This window comes from Flavobacterium sp. (genome assembly GCF_044368625.1).
Lineage (GTDB): Bacteria > Bacteroidota > Bacteroidia > Flavobacteriales > Flavobacteriaceae > Flavobacterium.
In genome coordinates, this window is the sequence record NZ_JBIPPD010000022.1 from 1 (window position 1) to 23,837 (window position 23,837).

30 protein-coding genes are annotated in these 23,837 nt (G+C 37.3%); 6 read left to right on the plus strand and 24 right to left on the minus strand.

Annotated features, from left to right (window positions below; translation table 11 throughout):
• Positions 1 to 199: 199 nt before the first annotated feature.
• The 24 genes from ACIQ2X_RS03110 to ACIQ2X_RS03225 all read right to left on the minus strand — a co-directional run bounded on the left by ACIQ2X_RS03110 (position 200) and on the right by ACIQ2X_RS03225 (position 18,296).
• The gene (locus ACIQ2X_RS03110; RefSeq protein WP_396177419.1) at positions 200 to 838 is read right to left on the minus strand and encodes a thymidylate synthase; all 639 of its coding nucleotides are present in this window, start codon (positions 836 to 838) and stop codon (positions 200 to 202) included.
• Positions 831 to 1,649: a DNA adenine methylase gene (locus tag ACIQ2X_RS03115; protein ID WP_396177420.1), complete on the minus strand. Its 819-nt coding sequence runs from the start codon at positions 1,647 to 1,649 to the stop codon at positions 831 to 833. Before ACIQ2X_RS03115 ends, ACIQ2X_RS03110 begins: the two co-directional genes overlap by 8 nt.
• Before the next feature lie 188 nt (positions 1,650 to 1,837).
• Positions 1,838 to 2,197, minus strand: coding sequence for a hypothetical protein (locus ACIQ2X_RS03120; RefSeq protein WP_396177421.1), 360 nt, complete (start codon positions 2,195 to 2,197; stop codon positions 1,838 to 1,840).
• 179 nt (positions 2,198 to 2,376) lie between these two features.
• Positions 2,377 to 2,859: a hypothetical protein gene (locus ACIQ2X_RS03125; RefSeq protein WP_396177422.1), complete on the minus strand. Its 483-nt coding sequence runs from the start codon at positions 2,857 to 2,859 to the stop codon at positions 2,377 to 2,379.
• A gap of 20 nt (positions 2,860 to 2,879) precedes the next feature.
• Positions 2,880 to 3,653, minus strand: a complete 774-nt coding sequence (locus ACIQ2X_RS03130; RefSeq protein WP_396177423.1) for a hypothetical protein — start codon at positions 3,651 to 3,653, stop codon at positions 2,880 to 2,882.
• Positions 3,654 to 3,658: 5 nt separating this feature from the next.
• Positions 3,659 to 4,987 carry a hypothetical protein gene (locus tag ACIQ2X_RS03135; RefSeq protein WP_396177424.1) on the minus strand — a complete coding sequence of 443 codons (1,329 nt, stop codon included), beginning with the start codon at positions 4,985 to 4,987 and terminating at the stop codon, positions 3,659 to 3,661.
• Positions 4,987 to 5,799 carry a hypothetical protein gene (locus ACIQ2X_RS03140; protein ID WP_396177425.1) on the minus strand — a complete coding sequence of 271 codons (813 nt, stop codon included), beginning with the start codon at positions 5,797 to 5,799 and terminating at the stop codon, positions 4,987 to 4,989. Before ACIQ2X_RS03140 ends, ACIQ2X_RS03135 begins: the two co-directional genes overlap by 1 nt.
• On the minus strand, positions 5,796 to 6,260 hold the full coding sequence (locus ACIQ2X_RS03145) for a hypothetical protein (RefSeq protein WP_396177426.1): 465 nt from the start codon (positions 6,258 to 6,260) through the stop codon (positions 5,796 to 5,798). Before ACIQ2X_RS03145 ends, ACIQ2X_RS03140 begins: the two co-directional genes overlap by 4 nt.
• Entirely contained in the window at positions 6,250 to 7,083 is an 834-nt protein-coding gene (locus ACIQ2X_RS03150) for a nucleotidyltransferase (RefSeq protein ID WP_396177427.1), read from the minus strand. Before ACIQ2X_RS03150 ends, ACIQ2X_RS03145 begins: the two co-directional genes overlap by 11 nt.
• Entirely contained in the window at positions 7,083 to 7,373 is a 291-nt protein-coding gene (locus tag ACIQ2X_RS03155) for a hypothetical protein (RefSeq protein ID WP_396177428.1), read from the minus strand. Before ACIQ2X_RS03155 ends, ACIQ2X_RS03150 begins: the two co-directional genes overlap by 1 nt.
• Positions 7,370 to 7,726, minus strand: a complete 357-nt coding sequence (locus ACIQ2X_RS03160; protein ID WP_396177429.1) for a hypothetical protein — start codon at positions 7,724 to 7,726, stop codon at positions 7,370 to 7,372. Before ACIQ2X_RS03160 ends, ACIQ2X_RS03155 begins: the two co-directional genes overlap by 4 nt.
• The gene (locus ACIQ2X_RS03165; RefSeq protein ID WP_396177430.1) at positions 7,726 to 8,007 is read right to left on the minus strand and encodes a hypothetical protein; all 282 of its coding nucleotides are present in this window, start codon (positions 8,005 to 8,007) and stop codon (positions 7,726 to 7,728) included. Before ACIQ2X_RS03165 ends, ACIQ2X_RS03160 begins: the two co-directional genes overlap by 1 nt.
• Entirely contained in the window at positions 8,007 to 8,567 is a 561-nt protein-coding gene (locus tag ACIQ2X_RS03170; protein ID WP_396177431.1) for a hypothetical protein, read from the minus strand. The genes ACIQ2X_RS03165 and ACIQ2X_RS03170 overlap by 1 nt, the downstream gene beginning before the upstream one ends.
• Positions 8,564 to 9,544 carry a hypothetical protein gene (locus ACIQ2X_RS03175; protein ID WP_396177432.1) on the minus strand — a complete coding sequence of 327 codons (981 nt, stop codon included), beginning with the start codon at positions 9,542 to 9,544 and terminating at the stop codon, positions 8,564 to 8,566. Before ACIQ2X_RS03175 ends, ACIQ2X_RS03170 begins: the two co-directional genes overlap by 4 nt.
• Entirely contained in the window at positions 9,541 to 10,182 is a 642-nt protein-coding gene (locus ACIQ2X_RS03180) for a DUF6046 domain-containing protein (protein WP_396177433.1), read from the minus strand. Before ACIQ2X_RS03180 ends, ACIQ2X_RS03175 begins: the two co-directional genes overlap by 4 nt.
• A 1-nt stretch (position 10,183) precedes the next feature.
• On the minus strand, positions 10,184 to 12,196 hold the full coding sequence (locus tag ACIQ2X_RS03185) for a phage tail tape measure protein (RefSeq protein WP_396177434.1): 2,013 nt from the start codon (positions 12,194 to 12,196) through the stop codon (positions 10,184 to 10,186).
• Positions 12,197 to 12,613: 417 nt separating this feature from the next.
• Entirely contained in the window at positions 12,614 to 12,967 is a 354-nt protein-coding gene (locus tag ACIQ2X_RS03190) for a hypothetical protein (RefSeq protein ID WP_396177435.1), read from the minus strand.
• Positions 12,968 to 12,972: 5 nt separating this feature from the next.
• The gene (locus ACIQ2X_RS03195; protein WP_396177436.1) at positions 12,973 to 13,404 is read right to left on the minus strand and encodes a hypothetical protein; all 432 of its coding nucleotides are present in this window, start codon (positions 13,402 to 13,404) and stop codon (positions 12,973 to 12,975) included.
• Between the two features lies 1 nt (position 13,405).
• Positions 13,406 to 14,590 (minus strand): DUF2586 family protein, encoded by a 1,185-nt coding sequence (locus ACIQ2X_RS03200; protein ID WP_396177437.1) that lies wholly within the window; start codon positions 14,588 to 14,590, stop codon positions 13,406 to 13,408.
• On the minus strand, positions 14,590 to 14,958 hold the full coding sequence (locus tag ACIQ2X_RS03205; RefSeq protein ID WP_396177438.1) for a hypothetical protein: 369 nt from the start codon (positions 14,956 to 14,958) through the stop codon (positions 14,590 to 14,592). The genes ACIQ2X_RS03200 and ACIQ2X_RS03205 overlap by 1 nt, the downstream gene beginning before the upstream one ends.
• A gap of 22 nt (positions 14,959 to 14,980) precedes the next feature.
• Positions 14,981 to 15,562 carry a hypothetical protein gene (locus ACIQ2X_RS03210; RefSeq protein WP_396177439.1) on the minus strand — a complete coding sequence of 194 codons (582 nt, stop codon included), beginning with the start codon at positions 15,560 to 15,562 and terminating at the stop codon, positions 14,981 to 14,983.
• Positions 15,563 to 15,565: 3 nt separating this feature from the next.
• Positions 15,566 to 16,012, minus strand: coding sequence for a CHAP domain-containing protein (locus ACIQ2X_RS03215; protein ID WP_396177440.1), 447 nt, complete (start codon positions 16,010 to 16,012; stop codon positions 15,566 to 15,568).
• 77 nt (positions 16,013 to 16,089) lie between these two features.
• Entirely contained in the window at positions 16,090 to 17,085 is a 996-nt protein-coding gene (locus tag ACIQ2X_RS03220) for a hypothetical protein (RefSeq protein ID WP_396177441.1), read from the minus strand.
• A 143-nt stretch (positions 17,086 to 17,228) separates the two neighbouring features.
• Positions 17,229 to 18,296 (minus strand): ATP-dependent Clp protease proteolytic subunit, encoded by a 1,068-nt coding sequence (locus tag ACIQ2X_RS03225; RefSeq protein ID WP_396177442.1) that lies wholly within the window; start codon positions 18,294 to 18,296, stop codon positions 17,229 to 17,231.
• 183 nt (positions 18,297 to 18,479) lie between these two features.
• Here ACIQ2X_RS03225 and ACIQ2X_RS03230 point away from each other — a divergent pair, with 183 nt between their 5' ends.
• The 6 genes from ACIQ2X_RS03230 to ACIQ2X_RS03255 all read left to right on the plus strand — a co-directional run bounded on the left by ACIQ2X_RS03230 (position 18,480) and on the right by ACIQ2X_RS03255 (position 23,762).
• Complete coding sequence (locus ACIQ2X_RS03230) at positions 18,480 to 18,977, plus strand: hypothetical protein (RefSeq protein ID WP_396177444.1); 498 nt, start codon at positions 18,480 to 18,482, stop codon at positions 18,975 to 18,977.
• A 26-nt stretch (positions 18,978 to 19,003) separates the two neighbouring features.
• A complete protein-coding gene (locus ACIQ2X_RS03235) occupies positions 19,004 to 19,225 on the plus strand; it encodes a hypothetical protein (protein WP_396177446.1) in 222 nt (73 codons plus the stop codon).
• Positions 19,212 to 20,732, plus strand: a complete 1,521-nt coding sequence (locus tag ACIQ2X_RS03240) for a hypothetical protein (protein WP_396177447.1) — start codon at positions 19,212 to 19,214, stop codon at positions 20,730 to 20,732. The genes ACIQ2X_RS03235 and ACIQ2X_RS03240 overlap by 14 nt, the downstream gene beginning before the upstream one ends.
• Complete coding sequence (locus tag ACIQ2X_RS03245) at positions 20,729 to 21,151, plus strand: phage protein Gp36 family protein (protein ID WP_396177448.1); 423 nt, start codon at positions 20,729 to 20,731, stop codon at positions 21,149 to 21,151. The genes ACIQ2X_RS03240 and ACIQ2X_RS03245 overlap by 4 nt, the downstream gene beginning before the upstream one ends.
• Complete coding sequence (locus ACIQ2X_RS03250) at positions 21,151 to 22,437, plus strand: DUF935 family protein (protein ID WP_396177449.1); 1,287 nt, start codon at positions 21,151 to 21,153, stop codon at positions 22,435 to 22,437. The genes ACIQ2X_RS03245 and ACIQ2X_RS03250 overlap by 1 nt, the downstream gene beginning before the upstream one ends.
• Before the next feature lie 113 nt (positions 22,438 to 22,550).
• On the plus strand, positions 22,551 to 23,762 hold the full coding sequence (locus tag ACIQ2X_RS03255; protein WP_396177450.1) for a phage minor head protein: 1,212 nt from the start codon (positions 22,551 to 22,553) through the stop codon (positions 23,760 to 23,762).
• The last annotated feature ends 75 nt before the right edge of the window (positions 23,763 to 23,837 follow it).

The window sequence follows — 23,837 nt, forward strand, 5'->3', positions numbered from 1 at the left end:
TCCTCTTTGTTAAAAGCAACTTCATAATATAAGATTTCCCAAGGCATCTTTTTACTAGTGGTTATAGTTTTTCCTGAATTATGCTGTATAATTCTTTCATCTAAGTATAATCGGCAAAACGAAAAGTATAAATTTTCAAAACCAAAAGTACCATAAAAATCCAAAAGCCGATGCATCCACATCGGCCTTTAAATAGCATTTAACCAACGTTTAAATTAAACTTAACCGCTTCGCCACTCAACAACTCCCTAGTGCCCTCTATGTTGTTCTCATAGATGTGAACATTACCCAAGAACAATGTTATAGACTTCAACTGCAGCTCAATCTGTTTACTTATCAAGTACAGGTGATAAATGTCAGACGGTAGTCCAAGGGATGCATCAGAACTACGCTGATAAGCACTCACAATTAGTTTGCCTTTATCAATTTGAAACTGTATCAAACTTAAGCACGGCTGTTGGTTACTCTCGGTGTTGTTAGAACCAAGAAACAAAACGTAGTTCTTTGACGTTCGCTTTTCTATATTGATTTTCTCAATAAGCTTTGGCAACTGTTCAAAATATGTAGGATAGCTATTTACTAAAATAGGTCCACAATAGTCCCACCAACTTACTCCGATTTCACGGTAAGCCTCTGTCATTCGCTCGCCTCGCATAAACAAAACCAACTCATCTTTAAGCTTCTTTTTTGCAACTGAATGCCCCTCAAATAGCTCCAATAAATCAATTGGCTTTAACTCTAATGCTTGATTAACTAGATAAGTAATTGATCCTTTTTTATTCTCTTGACACCTTCCTTTTGTCAAGATTTTGTCTAAAATTTCGTGATACTTATTCATACTTGTAAAGCATTATATCCGTATAACTTGAGTTATAATTCATTGTTGCGTTCATTGTGGCAGTTGTAGAGCCAATAAACGGGTTGCTCATAGGCGTTTTCGTTTCAATCCACTCACACAACTCAATGATTGAAGACTTGTTTGAGGTAAAGTAAAAATACTTAGTGCCGTCCAGAACCTGCAAAACGTCCAAATAATCCTTTAACTTCCAAAAACTTTTGTATGTTCCGGCTTCAGTGGACAAATAAGGCGGATCAACCATAAAAACCACATTTTCCAAATGTTTATATTCCGCAAACAATTCTTTATAACATTTGGAAACAACGGTCAGGCCATGCAAATAACCTGTAGCATCATAATCGGACTGCCGCACACAATTGTAAAGCGTTTCTTTCGCTAAAGCTTCAAATGATTGCACATACTTCATTGAAAACAAAATCGAACTACTCAAGGTTATGTAATCAACATAACCCGCCATGTCGTCCTTAAGAACCCGTTTTAAAAATTCTACACCTATGCGTTTATCTTTCGGGAAATCGCCCAAAATCGCTCTAATATCCCCAATTAAGCGATTGGTCTTGTCGATGTTATCAAGTCGCTCGCGATAATTGTCAAAATCATTGTAAATTACTGTGGCATCTGGATAAATAGCCTTAACCGTGTGGCTTAATAAACCGCTTCCACCAAATAAGTCAACATAAGTTGCCGTTTGCGAATAATTAATTAAAGCAGGCTTAAACTGCTTTAAAAACTTTCTTTTCTGACCCATAAACGGCAAAGGCGCCGTTGTAAAAACTTTCTTTTTTTCCATTCGATTTTTGATTGATGATTAATGATTTGTATATTTGTGCCTCTCAGGATAATTAATAAAAACAGCAAAGCCACAGCACTAGAAGACTTTTGTCCTCCAACGCTGTGGCTTGTGCTATAATTAAATTACCGTGAGAAGTTTTTAATTGTTGGAGGACTTTTTTTAATTCCCACCTCCGGGAAATTCAATTACTTGTTTTTCCGCCTAATAACTTCAAGTATAATTATAGCAGTCAAAACCCCTACTGCAAACCAAAGTTCGTTAACGGCGATACCAACCGCACCCGCCACCGTTGTAGCGTAAATGTCCTGCCAACTTCTTTTATTACCGCCCAGCTCTTTATGTGCTCCAAAGAATTTTCTTTGAATCCACTCAACCACAAAGCCTAAACAAAAGGATGCAAGGGTTAGAATAAACCACCGCCAAAAGTTACCTACATTCCCAAAGTCAAACCACTCTGGGTTTTTATCAGAGTACATAATTACAGGCTGCATCAAAATGATAATCAACGCGTGTAGGTGCCACTTGGCTTTCAAAATTGTTTTCATAGTTCCTATTTAAATTAATTACTTACACTCTCGTCAATGCTTTTGAAGCAATGATTTTTGTCTATTTTGTCCAGGACATAGGCGACAAATACCCCTAATTTAGTGAGTGTTCTATTTATGGGCATTTTGCCAATGGATATTAAGCATTAAAATAACCCTCTAATTAAAGAGGGTATAAACTACACAATGTCGCTTGTGGTTTGAATTTCATTTAGAATAAAATAAGAGCCTTCAACAACAATTCTACCTCCAAAATCGTCAAAAGAAAAACAAGGCTGTAAAAAGGTATTTTCAATACATTTAAAAACACCCTCAATTTCAATTAGTGTATTTTCGGTAATACTTGAACCACCGTCTAAAATTTCATTTAAACCGAAATTAGTTTGTGATTTTTCTACTGTTGGAAGTGTTCCAATAGGCAATGAGGTTACTTTTGAAATAAAAGAAATGTCTTTTACATTTGATAAATCTCCATTCATTTTAAAATTGATTTGACTAAATGACAATTGCTCGTCATTTATTTCAATTTTTGATTTAAAAGAATAGATTTTACCTGACTTAACAGGAATCATTCCTTTATTTAAACTACCCTCATTAAAAATTTTAACAGGCTCTAAACTAGATTCTAGTTGATAATTGTTTTTTTGAAAAATACGTTCCATTTTTTAAAGTATTAAATTAATTATTTGTAAACTATTACACTCATTCCTAAATTATTTATTACATCGCCAGCACCAGCGACTATATACAAATCCAACTCATAGGCTTCATTTGGCACAAAAGAAATAATTGAATTACTACCTATTCCATTATTTAAATGAAAGTCAAGAAATACTTCTGGATTAACTACTATGCTGTTATCTGGATTTATGTATATTGTTTTGTCAATTACCGCAAACAAAGAAGAGTTTAAACTATCATTAAATACTTCAATTTCAGAATCATCAATAGTATTTCTTAACTTTATAACAGCCGAAGGAAAATCAAGTTCGGTTATTAATTGCGCTTCAATTTTTATTTTTTTGATTTCGTTTAGTTTGCCAATTGGAATTGTTCGTGCTAAAAATGGTGTTGTTGAATCTGTACTTACAATATTATTTTGAATTATAGTTATAGGTAAGTCGCTTTTTTTCGCATACTCAACACTACTCCAAACCGTACCGTTGTAAAATCTGTAAACTAAAGCACCAGCTGTATAACCTACACCGTCTATTGTGGTTGTACCGCCAACTACGTGAACTATATAACCCTTGTTTGTTTCGGGCGTTGGGTCGGTAATTGTTAAAGTTCCATTTGTGGAATAAGCTACTAAATTAACCGCTGTGAAATTTGATGTTTGGATGTTGGCGAAGGGAATATATCCCGTTTCATTTTCATGAACTAACAACTTAACCATTTCAGGAGTTACTTCAGCTCCTTTAGGCTTGTTTTCTAATATGTAGGTTCTTTTTTTCATAATAATTAACCGCTTACGGTACAGTTTTTACTTTCTAAAATTGTTTTTAAAGTTGTTCCTGAAACAGAATCTGTATTGCCCCCCAATAGAACATTACAAGTACTTGTAAATGGCAATAAACTATTTGCCCAACTCTCCATTACTGTATATGCAGCAGTTGTCATCTCATTAGAGTTTAAATCTAAATATCTCATTGTAACAGGCAAACCAACTGGCGGATTAAATATAGATAGTTGGTTTTGAGAAATTATTAAAACTGCTAAATCAGGAAAATCAATAGCAGGATTAAATGAAGTAAGTTGGTTACTAAATAACATTAAACTTTGCAAACCGTTTACAACGCCTATTTTATCAGCATTAGTCAACTGAAGACCATCTAAAGTATACATAGTTCCATCAGCAATCATGTTACAGATAATTGTATTACCAACCAGAGAAAAATTACTAACTTCTATATTTGTTAAATCATTTGCGTCTTCATGTGAGTTTACCCGATTACCTAACCAGTATATAAAACTAGCTTCATCAGTAACTCCTTCAAATGCCCAATTAGGACTTGTTAACTCAAAATTATATGTAGTTTCAACTTCATCCGTAATGTCAAAATAATAAATCTCATTATCATTTTCGACAATTTCCAAACTATCAATCCAATCTTTTACAATTTCGTTTGTGAGTTCGTCAAATGTGGTCAATCCTAAATCAGCTAATGAGGTTGTGAAAAATATGTTTTTCTTAAAACCGTCACCACTAGGCGTTCCATTAGCTAATAAGTGGTTAACACTCCAATATTCCACATCATCAACAACTTCAATTAATTTTAAAATAGCTAGTCCGTTGGTTGGGATTAAAGGAGAGCCTATAAATTCAATGGCAGTATCAAATGTAACCTCTCTCGGTGTAGGCGAGGTATTTTTAATCCAAAATTCCGTGTTAGCTGTAAATCCTAAACTTAAAACGGGGTCAAACTCCGTTGTGATTGTTAGAAATTTATTGTCGTCTGATTGAATTAAAAAATATGGATCTTCGTCTGTTACCAATTTTACAGTTCGGTTTCCTGCGTCTGAAAGCAATTCCTCAACTTGTTCAGGTATATTTTCAATCGCATCCGCTAAATCCTGAGCCGTACCCTCATAACCACCGCGATCAACTTTACCTGCAAGTTGTTCGTTGGATGCTTTAGAATTTAAAGCGTTTTCAAGTCCATCAATCTTATTTGTCGGTATCGTTTCGTCCTTGTGCCAGTATGAGTCCATCCACGCCCAAAATTGAGCCTGTGTAGGTTTTAAACCGGTTTTAAACCAGTTTTTTATCGTGTTTAAATTTGTAGCCATTATGCCAGTGGAATTAAAATGTATTCAAAAGATAAATTTTGTATAGGACCAGAAACTTCTCTAAGGCCTATTTTAAAAGAATTGTTTGCCTTTTCACGAATTACCCAAATAACATCGTTATCCGTGTCGAAGCTGCTTGAATTTGAAATCATAGTGCCGATTACCATATAATTGTTTGTGCCAACGGTCGGAAAAGTCACGGTCTTAATTTGATCTGTTGTAGAGACATCGCCAAGAACAGCAACCCCTTGACGCAAAATAGTCACCACAGTAGGTTTGTTTTGGATAAAGGCTGGGCTCGTTGGGTTGGCTTCTGCCCAATTCGCCTTAACATTTACTTGAGCACCATCTTGAATGCCGCCAAGCTTTGTGTTCATTGTTCCTACCAAAGTAAGCAAAGCATCTACAACCGATTTGTCGGCTTTTAAAAGTAAAGCGGCCACAATTTCAATAGTTGGCATTCCACGTTTGAAATCAGCCCACGGGTATGAGGTCGTTCCAGTTCCAAAAGTGGCGAAACGCTCTTTAATTACTTCGTTTGAATTTCCGTCTTCGAATTCGAGCGAAGTAATATTTTCCTGAATGATAATTGTTTCTTGTGCAAATCCGCCCACGAACCTTAAAACTTCGCCATTTAAATAAATAACACCGTCAGACACATTCACTCCAATGGTGTTGCAGCCTAAAATAATGGACTTTTCGCCTGCAATAGCTCCAAGTGCGTTGAAGATGGAGTAAGCCGTTTGCATGCTGTCCAGTATGTCCGTTTCCAAAGGAAAACCGACCGATTGATTAAAGTTTAAAGTATTCATATAGCTTGTATTTTGTAGCGTTTTGACGCTAATTTGTAAAATTCAATTAGAGCGCGTAGCTCGTGTATTTTTGTGTTTACAATTTCGGCAGGCACAAATACCGTAAAATCCGCACCCGTGTTTGTATATTCGTCATTTTGATAAATAAACATTGTACCAATAAACACAGGCTTATTTTCTGCCCTGGTATAAATGTATTTTCTAGGAAACGAGTTGCCGTCGGTTATGTAAATCCGTCGCAAAGCCGGGTCCAATTCATCATTCAATAATTTTCGAAGTTTACAAACTTGACCGTTATGATAGAGTTTGTAATAGTGATCAAACCGTAGCAAAGTCCACTGATAATGCAGTTGCGAAATTGGCGCGACCAAGGCTTGCAAAAAAGCCACAGTCTTTGGCTTTCGCAAAAATGTTGGCAAAAGCAACAATACCAGCCTATTCCAATCTACACTATACCACATAAGCTATTGTGTCGAAGTTTTCAATTTTAAAATAACCCGCTTCTGGAATTCGTGCAATATTGAATGTGGTAAAGTCAGTATAACCACCCACATCAAAGTGGCTTGAGCTCGCACTCTGAATATGCACGTTTACCACGCCTGGCACTTTACGCAATTGCTCGATCATATCGTTTAAAACCAACTCTCCATTAAAAGGAAGCTCTTTCATATAAGCCTTAATTCTGTCTTCAATCGGTTGGCTGGGATTCCGAATACTCATTCCAGTATCGCTCAAAACCAATGGGTCACGGAAAACAACTAAATCCAAAATCAATTTATCGGCAGGATTGTTTACCACTTTAACTTTTACACCCGCATACTTAATCTCCTCGATATACGCCGTAAAGCTATCCAGTTGGTCATCAGTCAACGGTTCCAGGACCTCATTTACCTCACTGGCTATTTTTACAATTAATCGGTTTGATTCCTGAGATTCTTTAACCGAGCAATATTTGACAATCTTTGAAGCTTCAATTTGTTCATCAGTGGCTAAAGTATTGTCGTACACGTCGCTATCGGTCATCAAGTAAAAGCCGTATTGAAAGTCCAAAGCCTTGTTTTTATACCAGTTTTTTGTGCCGGACTTTTGTTCGGAAATTCGGGTGTCGATGTCTATTGTGTGCTGGTCGAAAATCTTTTCGAGTGCCCAAATAGAAAAGGCGACCACAAATGTAAACAGCCTGTACAATGCCACCTTACTCGTGGAATTCATCGCCGATAAGTTTGGGTCGGTTGCTATTTGCGAAAGCATCGCTCCTTGTATTTCTTCTATTGTTCGTGCCATTATTGTACTATAAAGTTTGTTTCTATAATCATTGAGCCTATGCCTACTGGCGGATTGATTTCGCTTTCGTTAATCATTGCTGTAGCAATCATTTGTTTTTTTCCTCCAAAATAACGGGCTACATCATCATTTCTAAACACCGAAACTTGAGAGGTGAGTTTTTGTCCTGGCTCTAATTCTTCAGTGATAGAGATGCCATTGGCGATAGCCCACTCGAAAGCGGCTAAAACGTTCCCATCTTCTTGAATGGCAATGTCTAAAACTGATTGATTAGATAATACAGTTATCACGGATGCTCCTTTTTATATTTGTTAAATTCTCTTACTTTGTCATCATACATTTTCTTGTAGAGAACGACTTGCTTTTTTAATAACTCTAACTCCTGTTGCAGTAGTTTTTCTTTACTATCAAAAAGCCTTTCTATGTTTTTGCATCGGTTTTCAATATCCTGGTACTTTTGTTCGTACCGAACACTCAAGTCGTCCAAAGCATTTTTATAAAGCTCTACTACTTTAGAACCGTTATCTATTTCACTACCCGTTGCTTCCGCATTAAGCTTTTTTCTTGTAAAAAACCAACCGCAAAAACCGCCGATTCCGCCTGTAGCCGAAAGCAAAATAATTTCATTAAGTAGTTCGCCCATTATCTATTTTTTATATTGATTAACTTTTTAATATCATCATAATTTTTATTATCACGTTTTAAAAACAATCTAACCCGCTCCTCAAACTCTTGATCGTTCGCCTCAGCCTTTACAAGCTGTATCAAATTAGGAGCTAAAACGGGATCGCTCTTTAACTCTCCAGAGTTTAATCTTAAAATGATTCCAACCTCTTGCAGAGTGCTTTCGTCAATGAAAAAATCGCCGTTAATGATAGCTATATCATCTGTGTCATCCAATAATATGTCCTTAGCAAGTATCATTATCCGTGTTTAATTTTTTCATTTTCAATATTTGATAAATCGGCTCTTTGCAAATTTGTAAACAGGCTAACCAAACTTTTTAATGCAGAACCCCCATCTTGGGGTACTGGAGTCCAAGTCGTAAAAACTTCTTGCATTTTTTGAATTATTAGCGTGTTTTTATCAACCTGTAATTTCAACTCTTTTGCATTTACCAAACCGCCAAATTGATCCCCATTAAAAGTTAGTAGGCCGTCCTTTAAAACTATTTTAAACCCCGTTTCATCAATTATTTCTAATATTTCAATCTCATCGCATTCAATCAAAAAGGCATCGGCAATATTATTGTTAATGATACCTATAAGGCATTTTGTTTTAACTTTTGGCTTTTTATAAATTGAACCAATTCCGAGGTTAACATCGAAAAAATCCAAATCGTCAACTAAGCCGGTTGCAACCATTGTTTTTTTGTCCCAGTCAACTGATTTCACATTGCACCAATGCGTTTGAACATCAATCAGTTTTTTAGTTCTCTCGTTGAGAACCGCGCCAAGCTCCGTTATGTTATCTCCTCGTTTCAACTTGTTTTTTGATCTAATTTTATAACCTGACGAATTCCCTCCCGGTTAAATGTTTTTGCAACTCCTTCGATATAATAAAGTCCGTTCCTATCATCATATAAGGAACTTGTTAAATCCGCTTTTTGTCCGTGCTTTACTGATGGAATTCCAAAAGCAGTAAATGACCCATCGAACCGGTCTTGCTTACTTTTTTCGAAGTCCAGTTTTACCAAAACTTCGAGTTCACTTTTTGTTTTATTATAATGAGTGAGCTGTCTTGTTTGCCCGTCTTTATCTCCAAACTCCACTTCAATTTTTGTCCCATTCGATAAAGTTGAAACTCCTTTGATTAATATTTGAATATCGTCTTTACGGACGTAATTCAGAGAGCTGCTTACACAGTTTCGCTCTAAGTCAAAGTTCACTTTTGCCTCATCGCTGTCATCGGAATAATACTTACCACACACAAGAACCGGAGAGCCGTTGACCGTTTTAAAGTAAGTATTCAATTTCCACGGCTCTTGTTGCAATTTTTCTAAAACTTCGGCAACCGTAGTTTTAGGAAAGCGAACACTTCCTATTTGAACACCTTCCAAAGCATCAATTTTATAACCTGGTGCAATATTGGAAAGCAACTCTTTGAGGCTAATATTTGGACTACTAAAGTTTACAGGAATTTGTTTGAGCTTCCACATTTCGTCCTGCAGTTTTATTCTAATCGGAATATCTGCAGAAACTTCTGTTATATAGCCTCGGAACTCCTCGACATTATTGCCATTATAGCCAAAAGCAATCGTTACATAATCGCCCCGGCGAAAAGTATTACGTACACTGTTTTTATCAAAGAACTTTACTTTACGTGGAATCACTATTTCAGCTGTATCCGTTAAAAGCTTCCACGAGCTTTCAACGACTATTTCAGTAACTTGGGTTAAAGTAATTGCTGGTCGCCTTTCATTTTCCGAAAAGACTATTTTACAATTCATCGCTAGGGTCATACCTTCTTATTTGTGTCTGGCAAAATCAAAACAATAGACTCATCCGAACTTAAAGACATTGAGAAAGGAATAATACCTGGAGAACCCTGTACGCTTTCTTCTTTATAGTCATCAATTGTAATGGCGTGAATATTTTTGTTAGTAAACAGGCTCCCACTTATTTCAATTGATGCCGCTAAATTTTCCCATTCTCCCAAAGTTTTAATTTGGTCAGTCGCACTCATTTCGGGCGTATCTATCGCCATTCCTTTAACATCAATTATCCAATCATCAAATCCAAATATTTCTCTAACGGTACCGTTGCTTCCTAAAAGATTTGTTTTTGTAATATTTTTTGCTCTACGAAATGAAAACAAGGTTGCAGGTGGCAATGTAAAGTCCGGCATTTGTTTATCGTCTAAAACTCCATTCGAGTTATATTGTTTATACGTTCCGCCTTTAAATTTTAGAAGCCCAATTATAGGCGTACCCATCCAGCTGGTTGCTTCCGATTTATGGTAATCTTTTATAATTTCGATCCCTTTGTAATCAAAGGTTTCCTTTTGCTCTTTTGATAAAGGCTCCGTAATAAATACGGGAGCGTTAATCCCAAAAGCGGCTTGAAATAATTGCGAAAGGTTGTATCTTGAATCTGCCATTTTATCCTATTTGTATCACTCCGTCACGAAGACGATCAATTATTAACCCGGTTACTTCATCGGCTATTTTTCGTATATCCATTGAACCGTTTACCCCAAAATGATTATTAACTGTTAAGTTTTGAACTATTGACTTACTTACGTTATTGCCATCAGTTGCAGTTACTCCCGCGTTTTTAGTATTTTTATCGGTAGTGGTTTGCCCTAAATTTTTTAAAGATATTGTGCCGGGTGTTTCGGTTTTTGAATCTAAAACTACTTTTGATTTTTTGGTCGCGGTTTGCTTTTGATCTGCTTTTGCTTCAAGCGCCTCTTTTGCATTTTGTTCTTTTTCGCCTTTGGTAACTAATTTGTTATCGTTTCTAAATTTCTCAATTTTTTTGGCCAAAGAGTCCAAACCAACCATTTCAAATAATTGTTGCATTGGTTTCAATATAGCATCTATAATAACCATTCCAATACGTTTTAAGCCCCCAATAATTCCATCCGTTTTAAAAGCGGTTTTAATACTTTCCCAATGGTCGTAAATTGATTTGAACGCTCCGATGACAATTCCAATTGGTCCCAATAATAAACTCATTGCCGCACCCCAACTGTCCCAGTAATTAATTATGGTAGCCACCACGGCAATAAGTGCTACAATAGCAAGAATTATTACACCTATTGGGTTTGCAGTCATTGCCGCATTCAATCCCATTTGTGCGGCAGTGGCTAAGCCAGTTATTCCAGTCCAAACCCGTTGAGCAACAGATACAATTTTTGTTTTTGCCGCACTTATTAAGGATTGATCTGCTGTTAAACCTAGCATTGTTTTTACGCCACTTAATGCCGTTTTATATCCTTCGTAAGCGTTTTTTCCGTCGGCCATAATACTAATAGCATTTGCTCCAGCACTTACATAAGGAGAATAAGCTGCGGTGTATTCGCCTATTGCAATTTTAGCGTCATTGTACCATGCGTTAAGCCTGCTTTGCTTTTCGGCTGTAGTATCCATCATCACAGCCGCCTGTTCTTGTGCAGTATTGGTGTTTACAATTTTGCTCCTTAGTTCATCCTGAGCGTCTACACTGTTTAGCATTATACTTGCAGCAGCCGCATTTTCAGTACCAAACATTTGAGCCATAATTGTAGCATCGCCTTGTGCTTTTTTAAGCTCTCGTAAACGGGTAGTCAATGGTAGCGAGGTATTAGAAACCACATTCATATTAACACCTAATCGGCTTAATTTTTCAACGGCTTCTTTAGGCAATACATCTACTCCAGCCATTTTACCTAATACATTACGCAAAGCAACACCCGCCTCCGAGCCTTCTTTTCCACCAGCGGCTAATGCTTGCAAAACGGCGTTTGTTTCTTCAAAGGAAACATTCGATTGTTTGGCCTGGACCCCCGCTACTTTTAAAGCTGCCGCAATACTTGGAACTTCTGCCGCTCCTTCTTTTGCACCAGCCGCCATAATGTTCATCATTCGAGTCATCTCTTCTTGAGCTGCAGTAGGATCGGATAAGTCTACGCCGTACTGAAGCATCGCTGTGGTAAGAGCATCTACAGAACCTGCCGCATCGTTACCCATTGTTTTAGAAAGTGTACGAACATTGCGTTCCATCTTTTCTAAAGCTTCGGGCGATTTGGCAATATCAGGGCCTAAACGGGAAAGCAAGGTTTTATAAGTGTTCAAACTATCCGTTGCCTCTCCGCCAAAGTCTTTGGCACTTTTGCGGGCTTTTTCGCCCAAATCGTCAAGTGCCGCACCGGTAACTCCCGTAATGGCAGAAACCTCTGCAAGTCCGCTTTCGTAACTTATGAAAGGTGCGTTTAGATTTTCAAATCGTTGGTTTAAATTTTGAGCCGATTGCGATATAGCTTGCAAATCGATTGCGTTTAATCTTTTAAAGCAAGCCCCTAAATTATCAACTCGTGTACTAGCCGTATTTACAACCTCTTGTACTTTCTGTACCGAGTTTGAAATTAAGTCCTTGAACTTTAGTTCCCAAGTTGTAATTGCGTTTGACATTTTTATTATCTTTGCTCAAATTCGTATAACGATGTATGAAACTTTTACTTTTTATGTGATTATGGCCTTTGTGATTTTTATTTCACTACTATTGGCTAACACTTTTATTGTTCCTAAATTTTTGAAAGTGGTTTTATTTTTTCTTAAAGCAATTGAAAAGGTTTTAAACAAAAGAGCTCAAAAAAGGTTATCGAGATAAGAACGCCTTTCCAAATTCGAAGAGGGCGTTTTTTATAACTATTTCAAGCGCTTCATTTTCCTTTTTTCGCACATAAGCCCACTCATTGTATAACTTCGACCATTCCTTATTGGAAAGCTCTTCGGGGTTAACTTTAAGAGAAAACCGCAGGATAGCATTTACTTTTTCTATCCATTGGTTTTCGTCCTCTTTGTCCTCTGGGTCAAGTTCAGACCCTTCTAAAGCTTTTTTATCTCGCTCTTAACACCGCTTATTAAAGTTGTAATATTTTCTACAAGTGCCAGATACATTGCGCCATTATTTTCAAGGGCTTCCATATCGCCCTCTAAAACGCATCCTAACAAGATTTTTGAGGCTCCGTTGATATCGTTTTTGCCGTTAGCACTCGTAATGGCTTGAATTACGCTTCGACTAGGGCGTTTTACCAAATAATAAAAATCTACGCCTTCATCGTCGGTAACGATAATTTCACGCAAGTTCGATTTTCCACCTACTTTGCCTTCGTGTTCCGCCACCGCTTCCGCTGTGTATGGCTTAACAATAACCTCTTTTTTGTTTTCAACTTCTGGCATATTTTTTAGATTACATTCCACTCAATGTGGCTGATTAATAATTCATATTTTGTGGCAATGCTCATATCGTTTTGTTTTACTTCAACGCCATCGCCCATAAACTCCGCATTGCGAATTCTATCTTTTTTGATAGATCCGTTTTCAGTTTCATACTCCACAACAATATCAAAAGGAGCGATGTCCTGAATTGTTTTACCTGCAGGTAATGCAAGTTTCAAAGCATCAACCTCCTCTTTTAAAAGCGTAATGGTTGCTTTCGCCTCATAGTTCCCACGACCTCGACCAATGGGAAATGCTCCCGCTCCGTAAACGTTCTCCTTTTTTTGCGAGTCGCTGTATGCGAGTTCCGTAACTCCTTCTAGGTCTCTACCTAAAAGATTGGCAGTAACTGCGTTCCAGCCCTGCATTACACCGAATTTATTTACTATCGTGCTCATCTTAATTTATTGAATTGGTTAAACCTAAAGCCACTTCAAACTCGTGAACGATGCCGTCCATAACTACTTTTGAAGTTATTTTTACCGGCTGAGTACTATTAACTACTTGAGCTGGATTAATATAATTTTCAAAACCGCTTATTTCGTCATTATTAACCATTTGCTCCAACGCTTTGTTGGCTATACCTGTCCAACGGCTTATGGTTGTGGACTTGATAAACCCTGTAGTTGGGTTCTTTTTGACAACTCCTTTTACTTCTGGCAAAAGGGCAATTCTCAACGTTCTTGCCGCTTTATTCCAAACGCGATTGTTTTCGATAAAACAGTAGTCGGATGCTTGACTGATACACGTTTTTGAGTTCGTGAAGAATGCACCAGGATAACCCTCATACGATGCCGCATAAATGTATCCTTTGCTCTCTAAATCGGTTAATTGTGCCTTTGTCAATGAGCTGATTGTTGCACCTCCAGTTAATTTTGGATTAACCCATAAACCTTTGTTTTTGTCAGTCAATGTATAGTCTGACGAGCCTCTTTTTTCAAGTGGCTTGTTTTGAATATCCACAGAACCAGCATTTTCATTTACTTTACGAACGGCTAACATTCCTAAAAATGCACCTACAGCCGCAAAGCCTGACGTTCCAGAACCAACGACTAAAACAGAAATTTGAGGAGCGTCTAACTCCGTCAAATCAATTGCATTGGCAATGTTGAAATTGTTCCAACCGATCACACCAAAATCAATCAACCTGTTTTCGGTCGCTAATACATTGATGATACCTGATTGATATTGAGCAATTGTAGCCTCTTGAGTAGCCGCCCCAAAATCGTCAACGATTGCAAAACCTTTAACCTCTTTGTTCTCTTTGATGAAAGCTAAAAGATTGGCAACGGTTTTGTTGTTAAATAAGTAAAGCGTTCCTTCGGGAGCTAGTCTGAAAAATTCAGAGATATGCTCATAAAAAGGAGATGCACCGTTCGCACTTGCACTCAATGTAAGCCCTAAACTTTCCGCTTGAGAAAGTGAGGTTAATATCAAGCCTTTACCTGCATTAGAAATAATCGCATCTAGTGCGGCATTTCCTGTAGCCTTAATAATTAAGGCAAAGTGAGAGTCCGTACTCGGGTTTTTACGGCCTAAACCTCCTTGAAGTTTTTCTATTTTTACTCCTGATAATTCCGCCATTATTTCTTGGTATTAGAGTTTCTTGTTTCAGGATTTTTGCCGTTTTTACCTAAAGTTTTATCAACTGCAGGAGCATCAACTGCAGGAGCATCAACGGTAGGAACTTCAACTACTGGAGCATCACCTGATGGAGTGCCATCTACATTTTCTGCATCTACATCAATATCTTCAACGGGTTTGTCCGTTTTGATGATATCGCTTCGGTCGAAGGGGTAGACTTTTAATTTACCTCTGCCAAGTTCCGCCAAGTTTTCATTAAAGAAAATGTTACCATCTTCTCGAGCGAAAACTTTATCCTCTGAAGGATACTGCTCAAACACTTCTTGTGCTTTCGCTTTCATTTCTTTTTTTGAATATACTTTGTTCATTTTTTCGTTTTTTAAATAGTTTTTAAACCCACCAAATCTTATCGCGCCACCTCCGAAAAACATATATTCCAATTGGAATAAGTAGGAGGAGTAACCACCACCAACTAAAATAAGTCCGGCTTGCATTTTTGCCCTTTACTGCTTCTTTACTTTTTGCCCTGGTGCCATTACTTTTTAATCCTTTATCTTTAGTTGTTTTCGACTGAGATAAATCGGCTTTTGTTGTGCCTTTTTTGTTTTTTTTTGAGGTTGTTTTTTCTTCTGTATAAGAAGCATTATTCAACTCTTTTTTACTGCCGTTATCGTCTGTAAACGAACTCGGCTTTGTTGGGTCTACAGGCGAATAAGTTTTCTTTTCTGTAGTTGTGTCCTCTGTTTCAGTTACATCTTTGGTAACCTTAACATTAGAGTTTTCCTTTACTTCCAAGTCTTTTCTTTCGACCTCCAATCGCTCAGCCTCATTCTCTTTTTTGACTGTTGAACTTTCAACTTTTCGCGTTGAGCAACTGGTCATCCAAAGAATGATTAGGAGGAATCCACACGAGCGCAAGCGAACTGACGAAGTAAACCAGCTGAATAGTGCGTATGCGTTTGCGTTTTTCATTATCTATAATTCAGGGTGTACAAAAATTGCAACTGAGTAGTTCCTAACGCGCCTCATTACTTGACCACCATTACTTTGATTAGTTAATGAAGTATTACCTTCGATACTTTCAAATGTTTTTTTATCAATACCCCTGACAAAAATCCCTGTGTGGTCATATCTACCGTCGGCGTTCCAATCAAAAAAAACAATATCTCCTGGGACCGGCTTTGTCGTAATCCAACCTTTCTTTTTGAAAAAGGCTACAGCGGTTTGACAACCTGCAAATCCTTTTAAAAATCCAATTTTTGGAAGTTGTTTTCCTGCCTGAGCATAAATCCAACTAACAAATATTCCACACCACGCAACTCCATCAAGTCCAAACCACTTACCGTATTTGGTCTTATTGCTGTTTTTTGGAGTTTCAACTACTCCAATTTCTTTTTCGGCAGTTTCTACAATTACATTCATTTCTTAAAAGATTTAGCCCCTAAGGGTGCAGTCGAGCCGCAATGGCTTCGACTGCCTTTTTAAATAAATCAGACTGTCTATCCTATGATAGCGGCTACACCTTCATCACGAATGGCGATACCAATAAAGTAAAGCTCGAAACCGATTGTGTGTCGTCTGTTTTCTGGATCTTGTTCTGCGGCTCTCGCATAACGAACAACTGTACCCGATGCTTTGAAACAAGTTTTAGAGTGCATAGCAATTGATGCTACTTGTGCGCCGTCCACAGCTCCAAAAGCAACTTTTACACCTGCAGTATAAGTTGGGTTGTAGGTACTTTCATAAATTGTAAATCCGTAGAAGTTTTTAGAAAGTACGCCATCAATTGCGTTATGGTATTGGGTTGTAAACGTTTTGTCTTCGTCCAATAAATCGGCAACGTGATCCGTACATAAAACCAATATTCTACCTTCTTTAGGAACTAATAACTTATCAAACCTTCTTTTTAAGTTGGATACATCCTTAGCTCTTAATGTTGGTCGTCCGTTTGCATCCGGTGCACCTGTACACACTAAAACTGGTGTAGTTCCTGTATTTGAGTTTGGCGCGATAGAGTGTAGGGCGTGTTGGCTTGTTTTATCTTCCAATTCCTCTCTGTGTTGCTCTTGAACGTCAGAAACTTTCTCGTATGGCAATGCATATAATTCAGCCGCAGTTACGGTTGTATTTGTAGTTTCGTATTTGTTCAAAGAAAGTACTACGTGAGAGTCATCTCTACCTGCAGAAACAATAGGATAAACGCTATTATTAATTAATACTGTTGGTGCGGCACCACGCTTTGGGATTTTAATTACGTCATTATTTACCCAACTTTGCTTACTTTTCAAAGCTCCCAACCAGGTGTTATCGTGGCGGAATTTCTTAATCATTTCCTTTTCTGCAGTTTGATTCAAGACTGGCAATGCAACGGGAGTTACAGCGGCCATTTGTACGTGATGGTCGTTCATACCAAAGGCATTCGCCAACAAAGATGCGCCCAAACACAGGGCTAATAAAAATACGACTTTAAAAAGTCCTTTAAACTGATTTCTCATTTTTCTAATTTTGGTTTTACTTAATTTTTTACTTTTTTACTTTTTTTTGACTTAGGTAATACAGGATTTAACCGAAGTAAGCCGCCTTCTAATTTTGGTTTTACTTAATTTTTTATAATTTCTTGACTTATGGAATAACCGATTTAACCGAAGTAAGCCGCTTCGAGTTTTTTAAATCTTTCAGGTTCTTTGGACATCATTTCCATTAATGCCTCAGGGTCGTTGTTTTGAAAATCTTCTAAAGTCCATTTTTCACGTCCTGTAGCCGATGCTCCAGTTTCTTCTATTTCCGCAGAAATTTTAGTAACTCCTTGCATAGCGTTAAGAATTGTCTTTGTACCTTCAAAATCAGCATTAGCCAATTTCAAGTAGTTGTCTTTTAGATCGGCTGTAATTTTTTTGTCTAAAATTGCCTGATCTACCAATGCGGTTGCCTGTGCTTCTTGATTTGCTTTTACACTTGCCTCCAAAGTGTCCGTTTTGGACGCTTTAGCTTCAAGAGCCGTTAAAGCCGCATCGATTTCCGCATCGGTTGCATCTGCCGAAAGTTTTAATCTACTAATCAGTTGTTTTCTTTCCATTTTTTTATGGGTTTCGTTATTAATTACGGGAATTACTGGAGCGGCAACGGCCTCAAGTAGTTTAATACTCTCGGCTGTTACCTCTTCGGTTTGCTCTAAAATCGTGTCCAACAGTCCTTGAACTTTAGCTTCATTGGCAGTCATCCAATAGTCGCCTTGTGCAAAAAACTCCTCGATTTGTTCTACTGTTTTATTCATTTTAGTTGAATAAGCAGTTTTGTAATCTTCGGTTGTGTTTTCTAGCAACTTCAAATCCGCCTTAATAGTGACGACATCGCCATAAGTTCCCAACTTTGGACGATGGATCATTATTTGAGAGTTTGGAAAAGCGACACTTGGAAACTGTGTCATAAAATAGGTTGCAGCAGAAGCGGCAACCGAGCCAATTTTAATAGTAACCTTTGGAAGTCGTTTCAAATCGTTACACATTTCTGTGGCTTCAAAACAATTTCCGCCCGCACTATTTATATACACTTCTACATCGACAACACCCGTTTTCAAATACTCATCCACAATTGTTTTAATTGTAGAAGATGAACTTTGGGAATATTCACTAATACGGTCAACAATTCTGATGGTTCCAGTTGTTCCACTTGCAGACGCTTCTATAAATGTTCTAGGTTTCGGCATTAAATTTTAGTTTTTTATCCTTTTTGAGATGACAAAGTTTAGGTTTTAACTCATCGTAAAAAAAAGGATGTTCTTAATCAGTAATGCACAACTACTGAATTAGTTAAATACAGATACCGAACTATAAAGCCAATTGAATTTTTACAGCTGATTACAACAACTTTGTACCATAGAAATAACAGTATGGCAAAGGAAAAAGAGAAAAGAATCGCTTTTGATTACTACACAAATCAAGGATTTACGGCCAAAGCAATTTCAGATATAGTAAATGTTTCTGAAAAGACTATTGGCGATTGGGTTGAAAAAGGGAATTGGAAGTCTGTGCGAGATGCCAATATGAATAGCTCGCAAAATAGGGCTTCAAAAATTAAGGAGCTCATTAGCGAATTAACAGACCAACAGCTCGAAATTAATATCGAGGTTAAATCGGCAAAAGCGGTGGGCGACAAAGAGCGAGTTATTACACTTCGCCAACAGTCTGCGTCTATTTCTCAAGAAGTCGCCATCCAAACTAAAGCGCTGGAGCGAATGGACAGCGAAAACAGAATTTCTTTAGGTATTTATCTTGAAGTTATGAACGATATTTTTAAAAATCTTGAGCATTTCGACAAAGATGTTTATTTAAAAACGCTTGACTTTCAGGAGTCTCATTTATCAACCATATCAATTAAACTAGGATGACATTATTAAAAATCATTTTGAACCTTATGATAAATAAGGCTCCCTTAAATCAATATTACCTAAATATTGGATCCCACCTATTAAAGAAAGGTGCGGGATTTAAAGTAGGTCAAATTGTTAAAGAAAAGCACCTGCACGATGGTATATACCGTGTCAGTGTAATTACTGGACTTTTTTACAATTTTCAAGAAAATAAAGTGACGCATACTGCTGATAAAAGAATAGTGAAAGTAGATGAAAAAAACTGATAAAGCCACTCTCGAACGCTATAAAAAGAAGCTACAACTCTCCCGGTCGTTTTCTAATGTTAATCCATTTGAAAGTGACAAAGAAAAACGCGAGGCTATTGAAATGGCAAAAAAGAGTTTTAGCTTTATGGTTCAACGATACTTTCCGCATTATGCCACCGCAGAAACTCCCGACTTCCATATTGACTTTGCAAATAAGGTAAAGAAAAATAAAACCTTTAAAGGTTTTGCGCAATGGGGACGCGCCTCGGCAAAATCTGTGGTTAATTGCGTTTTAATCCCTTTTTGGCTATGGATCAACGAGGAGCCAATTTATTTGGTTGTAGTGGGAAACAATGCCGACAGAGGAAAGCAATTACTGGAAGATATAAGAGCGGAATTTGAGTCCAATCCTCAAATCATTAATGATTTTGGAGAGCAATACAACCAAGGTAGTTGGGAGGACGGTTTTTTTATTACAAAAGGTGGATTCATTGGCCAGTCTTTAGGTATGGGACAATCAGTAAGGGGATTGCGTGTAAAAAACAAAAGGCCTACACACATTGTACCTGACGACATCGAAACGAAAGACTTAAACGCAAATCCTGTTAGGCAGTTAAAAATGGCTCGTTGGATTGAAAGGGATTTAATACCAACAATGGACGGCGGAATTAGAAGGTATATTCACTCTAACAATAAGTTTGCTCACAAAATGGTGCAAACCATTTTACAGGAGATACACCCCGACTGGGTAATTGATCAAGTGAACTCATACGACCCCGTAACATTTGAGCCTACTTGGTGGCAAAAATACTCGAGCGATTATTTCCAGCAAATGGAAAAGGAGATTGGAGCATTGGCCGCTAGAGCCGAGTTTAATAATGAGCCACACGTTGAAGGTACAATTTTTAAAGCCGAAGACATCCAATATGCACCGCTGCCAAAACTAAATACTTTCAAGATAATTTTTGGTTATTGGGATGTTGCCTATTCAGGAACTCAAAGTTCCGATTATAATGCTATTGTAGTACAGGGCTTAAAAGAGCGAGATTTTTGGGAAATTGATTGTTTTGTAAAACAATGTAAAATGCACGAAGCTTTAGCGTATATGTGTCAATTTCAAAAATCATTACCCGAAACGGTTATAGTGCATTGGGTGTTTGAAAGTCAATTTTGGAATGATGCTGTAGAAAGTGCCATTCGTGATGCCGAAAGGTTATTTAATTGCCGTTTAAACATCATTAAAAGAGACCGACCACGTGCCAATAAATATGACAGGATGCTACAATTGCAACCCTATTATCAAAATGGGCGTTTCTTTTACAGCGAAAAATTAAAGCACAAAAAAGACCACCAAGTGGCAATGGCTCAACTTTTTGGAATTGAACCAGGATACAACACAAAGGACGATTACCCGGATGCCAAAAAAGGCGTAACCGATGAATGCGAAAAGTATGTAACGTTTTCAGGTTCTGAAAACAGCAACTATAAATCAGGGCTAATGCGCCCAAAAAATGACCGTATATGATTTACATTGATAAGGACTATTTAATATCTCACGCTCAAGAAAGATTTATTGACGAGAGCTCGCAAAATGATGACGAAATACTAGACCAAATTGAGCTAACTCAAATTGCTATTATAAAAACTTATCTCGGGACCAGGTATGATGTTAATACCATTTTCGCGGAGGATAGTCCGATAGATAACGAGGTGTTAAAAGAAATTTTAGCAAAGTTGGTATTGTATAAACTTATCAGAAGAAACGCAGCACGCAAAGTCCCAAATGACTATAAAGAGCAATTTGATGAGGCAATGAAAACACTCAAAGAAGTTGCAACGGGCATTATTCGACTTGACGGAGTTCCATCTGCGGTTGCTTCTAATGGCTCCGTTGTTAGTAACTCTATTTCGGGCAATTTGTCTAATTCAAACTTTTACATCTAATGGAAAATCCTTTTAAAGCCGTCTACACAGCACTTGAAAATCGAATTTTACGAAACGCTGACCCAAGAAAATTAAAAGTAGTTGCAGAAGCCAATAGTTCAAGTAAAAACTATTCCGGACAATTAGATTATGAATCGGTAACGATGCAGTCTAAAAATCTTGCGGAATGGAAAAGTGCGATACAATTAGCAACCGACCCCGAAAATCCCGACCGCTCTAGTTTAAGGACTTTATATGAAAACCTGCTTTTAGACAACCACCTTGCATCCGTAATTGACTCACGAATTTTATTTTGTCAACGCTCCACTTTTAAAATTGTAAGTGAAAGCGGAGAAGAAAACGAGGAGTTAAGCAAACTATTTGAGCGCACTTGGTTTGAAGAATTGGTGCGCCTTATTTTAATGGCACGCTTTCAAGGCACAACATTAATTGAGTTATTTGATGTTGATGAAATGGGCGAACTATTGGAAGTTAACGAAATTCCTTTAGGCTATTTCAATCCTAAAAAAGGCATCATTACCAAAACGCCTGGAGAGGACAAAGGATGGCCATATAAAGACGGAACAATGGCTAATTATTACCTGCAGGTTGGAAAGGACAAAGATTTAGGAATGCTGGCACAGGTAGCTCCAATTGTTTTGGCTAAAAAACTAGGCATTGGCGCGTGGCTTGACTTTGTTGAAAAATACGGAGTTCCGCCTTTATTCATAACCACAGACCGAGAAGACGACAACCGATTAAATCAACTTTTTGAAGCGGCTCAAAGTTTCAAGTCCAATCACTTTATGGTTGGGCGTGGAAACGAAAAGTTTGAAGTTCCATCGATAAGCTCGAACAATCCATCGGGTGCATTTGACCCTTTGGTGGAACGTGCCAACTCTGAAATATCAAAACGTTTTTTAGGTGGTACAGGTTTAACCGATGAGAAAGGTTTTGTAGGTTCGGTTGAAATTCAATTTAAGTTAGCAAAAGACAGATTTGAAAGCGACAAATTAATGATTAAAAACGTGATGAATAAGCTCGTTTTTATTCGATTAATAAAGTTGTCTCCCGTGTATTCTGCCTTATCAAATCATTACTTTGAGTGGGACAATGCCGAAATACGAACGTCAAAAGAAACTGCAGAGCTTGTGAATATTCTAGGCAATCAATTTGAGATAGATCCCGAGTGGGTAGAGCAACAAACTGGAGTGCCAATTTTGGGACAGAAAGCCTCCCCTAACCCCTCCAAAGGAGGGGAACAGCCTAATCAAAAAGATTTAGAGTTAAAAAAAAAAGTCAAGTAGAAGCAATTTTTAAACAAATTGAAGCCTCCTACCATTCGCAAGATTGCGGGTGCGCTACCTGTACAGGTCAAGAACCTTTTATTGAAGCTTTAGACTTTTCTGTTTATGAAAATTTGATTGATACCATCGCAAAACAATTGCAAGAAGGAAAAATGAAACCTGAAGACTTGAATATTGAGTTGATAAAGCAAACTTATAAAGATTTGTCTAGCGGTGCAAAAGAGGGTTTTGGTAAATCGTGGGAAACGCAATACACCAAAAAAGGGGAAGATACCGTTGTAACTGAACTCAAAAAAAACCTTTACACTTTTGCAGGTGCCAAGTCGTATGCAATGTTAGAAACGGTAAACAAAATGTTGTACTCTCAAGACGGCAAAATGCGGCCATTTAACGAATATAGTCAACTAGTGCGTAAAGTAAACGCACAATACAACAAACATTGGTTACAAGCCGAATATCAAACCGCTAGAGCTGCGGCACAGATGGCAAATAAGTGGCAAAAAATACAAGCCGAAAAAGAATTGTTTCCAAACTTGCGTTACAGAACCACTGGAGACGGAAAGGTGAGAGATGAACACGTTATGCTTAATGGAATTGTGAAACCAGTTGACGACCCGTTTTGGGGCATTTATTATCCGCCAAACGGATGGCGATGCCGTTGTGATGTAGTCCAAACTGCGGAAAAAGTTACGCAAGACAAAATAGCCGATTTAGACGTTCCGGATATGCCAGGTAATGTAGGAATAGATGAAGAAATTTTCACCAATAACCATAAGTTTTTTAAACTCTTAAAAACCAATGATAGAGCCGTTCGGAATAGTGAATTGATGAAGTTGAATGCACCTTTGGAAAATGCTTATAGTAACAAAGGTAAAAGTGTGAAAGTAAATATTTTTTATGATAAAAAGGACTTTGCAGAAAATTTAGAAAGTGCTAAAATTATTGTAGATGAACTAAAAATGAATGTTGAAATTAGAGGGCATATTAATTTAGACAAGTATAAAAATCCTGAATATTTTATAAATGGAAAATTAGCCGATAGAAAGGAAGTGTCAACATTAAGAGGAGTAATGTCTGCATTTGATTCTTTGAAAAAGCAAGGTGCTTCGATAATGGTATTTGACTTTAAAAATTTTAAAGAGTTTAATACAAAAGATGTTACGGCTAAAATTAAAGGTAAACTTAACTCGTATAAAAAAGAGTGGGTTAATCAAATAATCATCATTAATAATGGTAAAGCTGTTTTATTTACTAAAAAAGAACTATTTGAAAAATTTGAAGAAGTTTATAATTCAATTGAAAAAACAAAATCCCACTATAAATAGTAGGATTTTATTCTGGTAGCAGATTGGATTGCTCCGCATTGCATTGCAAATATACAAATAAATTCTAATTTACAA

What these genes read in the sequence shown, in the direction of transcription:
- ACIQ2X_RS03110 (WP_396177419.1), bottom strand. Translation starts at nt 838, where the DNA reads ATGAATAAGTATCACGAAATTTTAGACAAAATCTTGACAAAAGGAAGG.
- ACIQ2X_RS03115 (WP_396177420.1), bottom strand. Translation starts at nt 1,649, where the DNA reads ATGGAAAAAAAGAAAGTTTTTACAACGGCGCCTTTGCCGTTTATGGGT.
- ACIQ2X_RS03120 (WP_396177421.1), bottom strand. Translation starts at nt 2,197, where the DNA reads ATGAAAACAATTTTGAAAGCCAAGTGGCACCTACACGCGTTGATTATC.
- ACIQ2X_RS03125 (WP_396177422.1), bottom strand. Translation starts at nt 2,859, where the DNA reads ATGGAACGTATTTTTCAAAAAAACAATTATCAACTAGAATCTAGTTTA.
- ACIQ2X_RS03130 (WP_396177423.1), bottom strand. Translation starts at nt 3,653, where the DNA reads ATGAAAAAAAGAACCTACATATTAGAAAACAAGCCTAAAGGAGCTGAA.
- ACIQ2X_RS03135 (WP_396177424.1), bottom strand. Translation starts at nt 4,987, where the DNA reads ATGGCTACAAATTTAAACACGATAAAAAACTGGTTTAAAACCGGTTTA.
- ACIQ2X_RS03140 (WP_396177425.1), bottom strand. Translation starts at nt 5,799, where the DNA reads ATGAATACTTTAAACTTTAATCAATCGGTCGGTTTTCCTTTGGAAACG.
- ACIQ2X_RS03145 (WP_396177426.1), bottom strand. Translation starts at nt 6,260, where the DNA reads ATGTGGTATAGTGTAGATTGGAATAGGCTGGTATTGTTGCTTTTGCCA.
- ACIQ2X_RS03150 (WP_396177427.1), bottom strand. Translation starts at nt 7,083, where the DNA reads ATGGCACGAACAATAGAAGAAATACAAGGAGCGATGCTTTCGCAAATA.
- ACIQ2X_RS03160 (WP_396177429.1), bottom strand. Translation starts at nt 7,726, where the DNA reads ATGGGCGAACTACTTAATGAAATTATTTTGCTTTCGGCTACAGGCGGA.
- ACIQ2X_RS03165 (WP_396177430.1), bottom strand. Translation starts at nt 8,007, where the DNA reads ATGATACTTGCTAAGGACATATTATTGGATGACACAGATGATATAGCT.
- ACIQ2X_RS03175 (WP_396177432.1), bottom strand. Translation starts at nt 9,544, where the DNA reads ATGACCCTAGCGATGAATTGTAAAATAGTCTTTTCGGAAAATGAAAGG.
- ACIQ2X_RS03180 (WP_396177433.1), bottom strand. Translation starts at nt 10,182, where the DNA reads ATGGCAGATTCAAGATACAACCTTTCGCAATTATTTCAAGCCGCTTTT.
- ACIQ2X_RS03185 (WP_396177434.1), bottom strand. Translation starts at nt 12,196, where the DNA reads ATGTCAAACGCAATTACAACTTGGGAACTAAAGTTCAAGGACTTAATT.
- ACIQ2X_RS03190 (WP_396177435.1), bottom strand. Translation starts at nt 12,967, where the DNA reads ATGCCAGAAGTTGAAAACAAAAAAGAGGTTATTGTTAAGCCATACACA.
- ACIQ2X_RS03195 (WP_396177436.1), bottom strand. Translation starts at nt 13,404, where the DNA reads ATGAGCACGATAGTAAATAAATTCGGTGTAATGCAGGGCTGGAACGCA.
- ACIQ2X_RS03200 (WP_396177437.1), bottom strand. Translation starts at nt 14,590, where the DNA reads ATGGCGGAATTATCAGGAGTAAAAATAGAAAAACTTCAAGGAGGTTTA.
- ACIQ2X_RS03205 (WP_396177438.1), bottom strand. Translation starts at nt 14,958, where the DNA reads ATGAACAAAGTATATTCAAAAAAAGAAATGAAAGCGAAAGCACAAGAA.
- ACIQ2X_RS03210 (WP_396177439.1), bottom strand. Translation starts at nt 15,562, where the DNA reads ATGAAAAACGCAAACGCATACGCACTATTCAGCTGGTTTACTTCGTCA.
- ACIQ2X_RS03215 (WP_396177440.1), bottom strand. Translation starts at nt 16,012, where the DNA reads ATGAATGTAATTGTAGAAACTGCCGAAAAAGAAATTGGAGTAGTTGAA.
- ACIQ2X_RS03220 (WP_396177441.1), bottom strand. Translation starts at nt 17,085, where the DNA reads ATGAGAAATCAGTTTAAAGGACTTTTTAAAGTCGTATTTTTATTAGCC.
- ACIQ2X_RS03225 (WP_396177442.1), bottom strand. Translation starts at nt 18,296, where the DNA reads ATGCCGAAACCTAGAACATTTATAGAAGCGTCTGCAAGTGGAACAACT.
- ACIQ2X_RS03230 (WP_396177444.1), top strand. Translation starts at nt 18,480, where the DNA reads ATGGCAAAGGAAAAAGAGAAAAGAATCGCTTTTGATTACTACACAAAT.
- ACIQ2X_RS03235 (WP_396177446.1), top strand. Translation starts at nt 19,004, where the DNA reads ATGATAAATAAGGCTCCCTTAAATCAATATTACCTAAATATTGGATCC.
- ACIQ2X_RS03240 (WP_396177447.1), top strand. Translation starts at nt 19,212, where the DNA reads ATGAAAAAAACTGATAAAGCCACTCTCGAACGCTATAAAAAGAAGCTA.
- ACIQ2X_RS03245 (WP_396177448.1), top strand. Translation starts at nt 20,729, where the DNA reads ATGATTTACATTGATAAGGACTATTTAATATCTCACGCTCAAGAAAGA.
- ACIQ2X_RS03250 (WP_396177449.1), top strand. Translation starts at nt 21,151, where the DNA reads ATGGAAAATCCTTTTAAAGCCGTCTACACAGCACTTGAAAATCGAATT.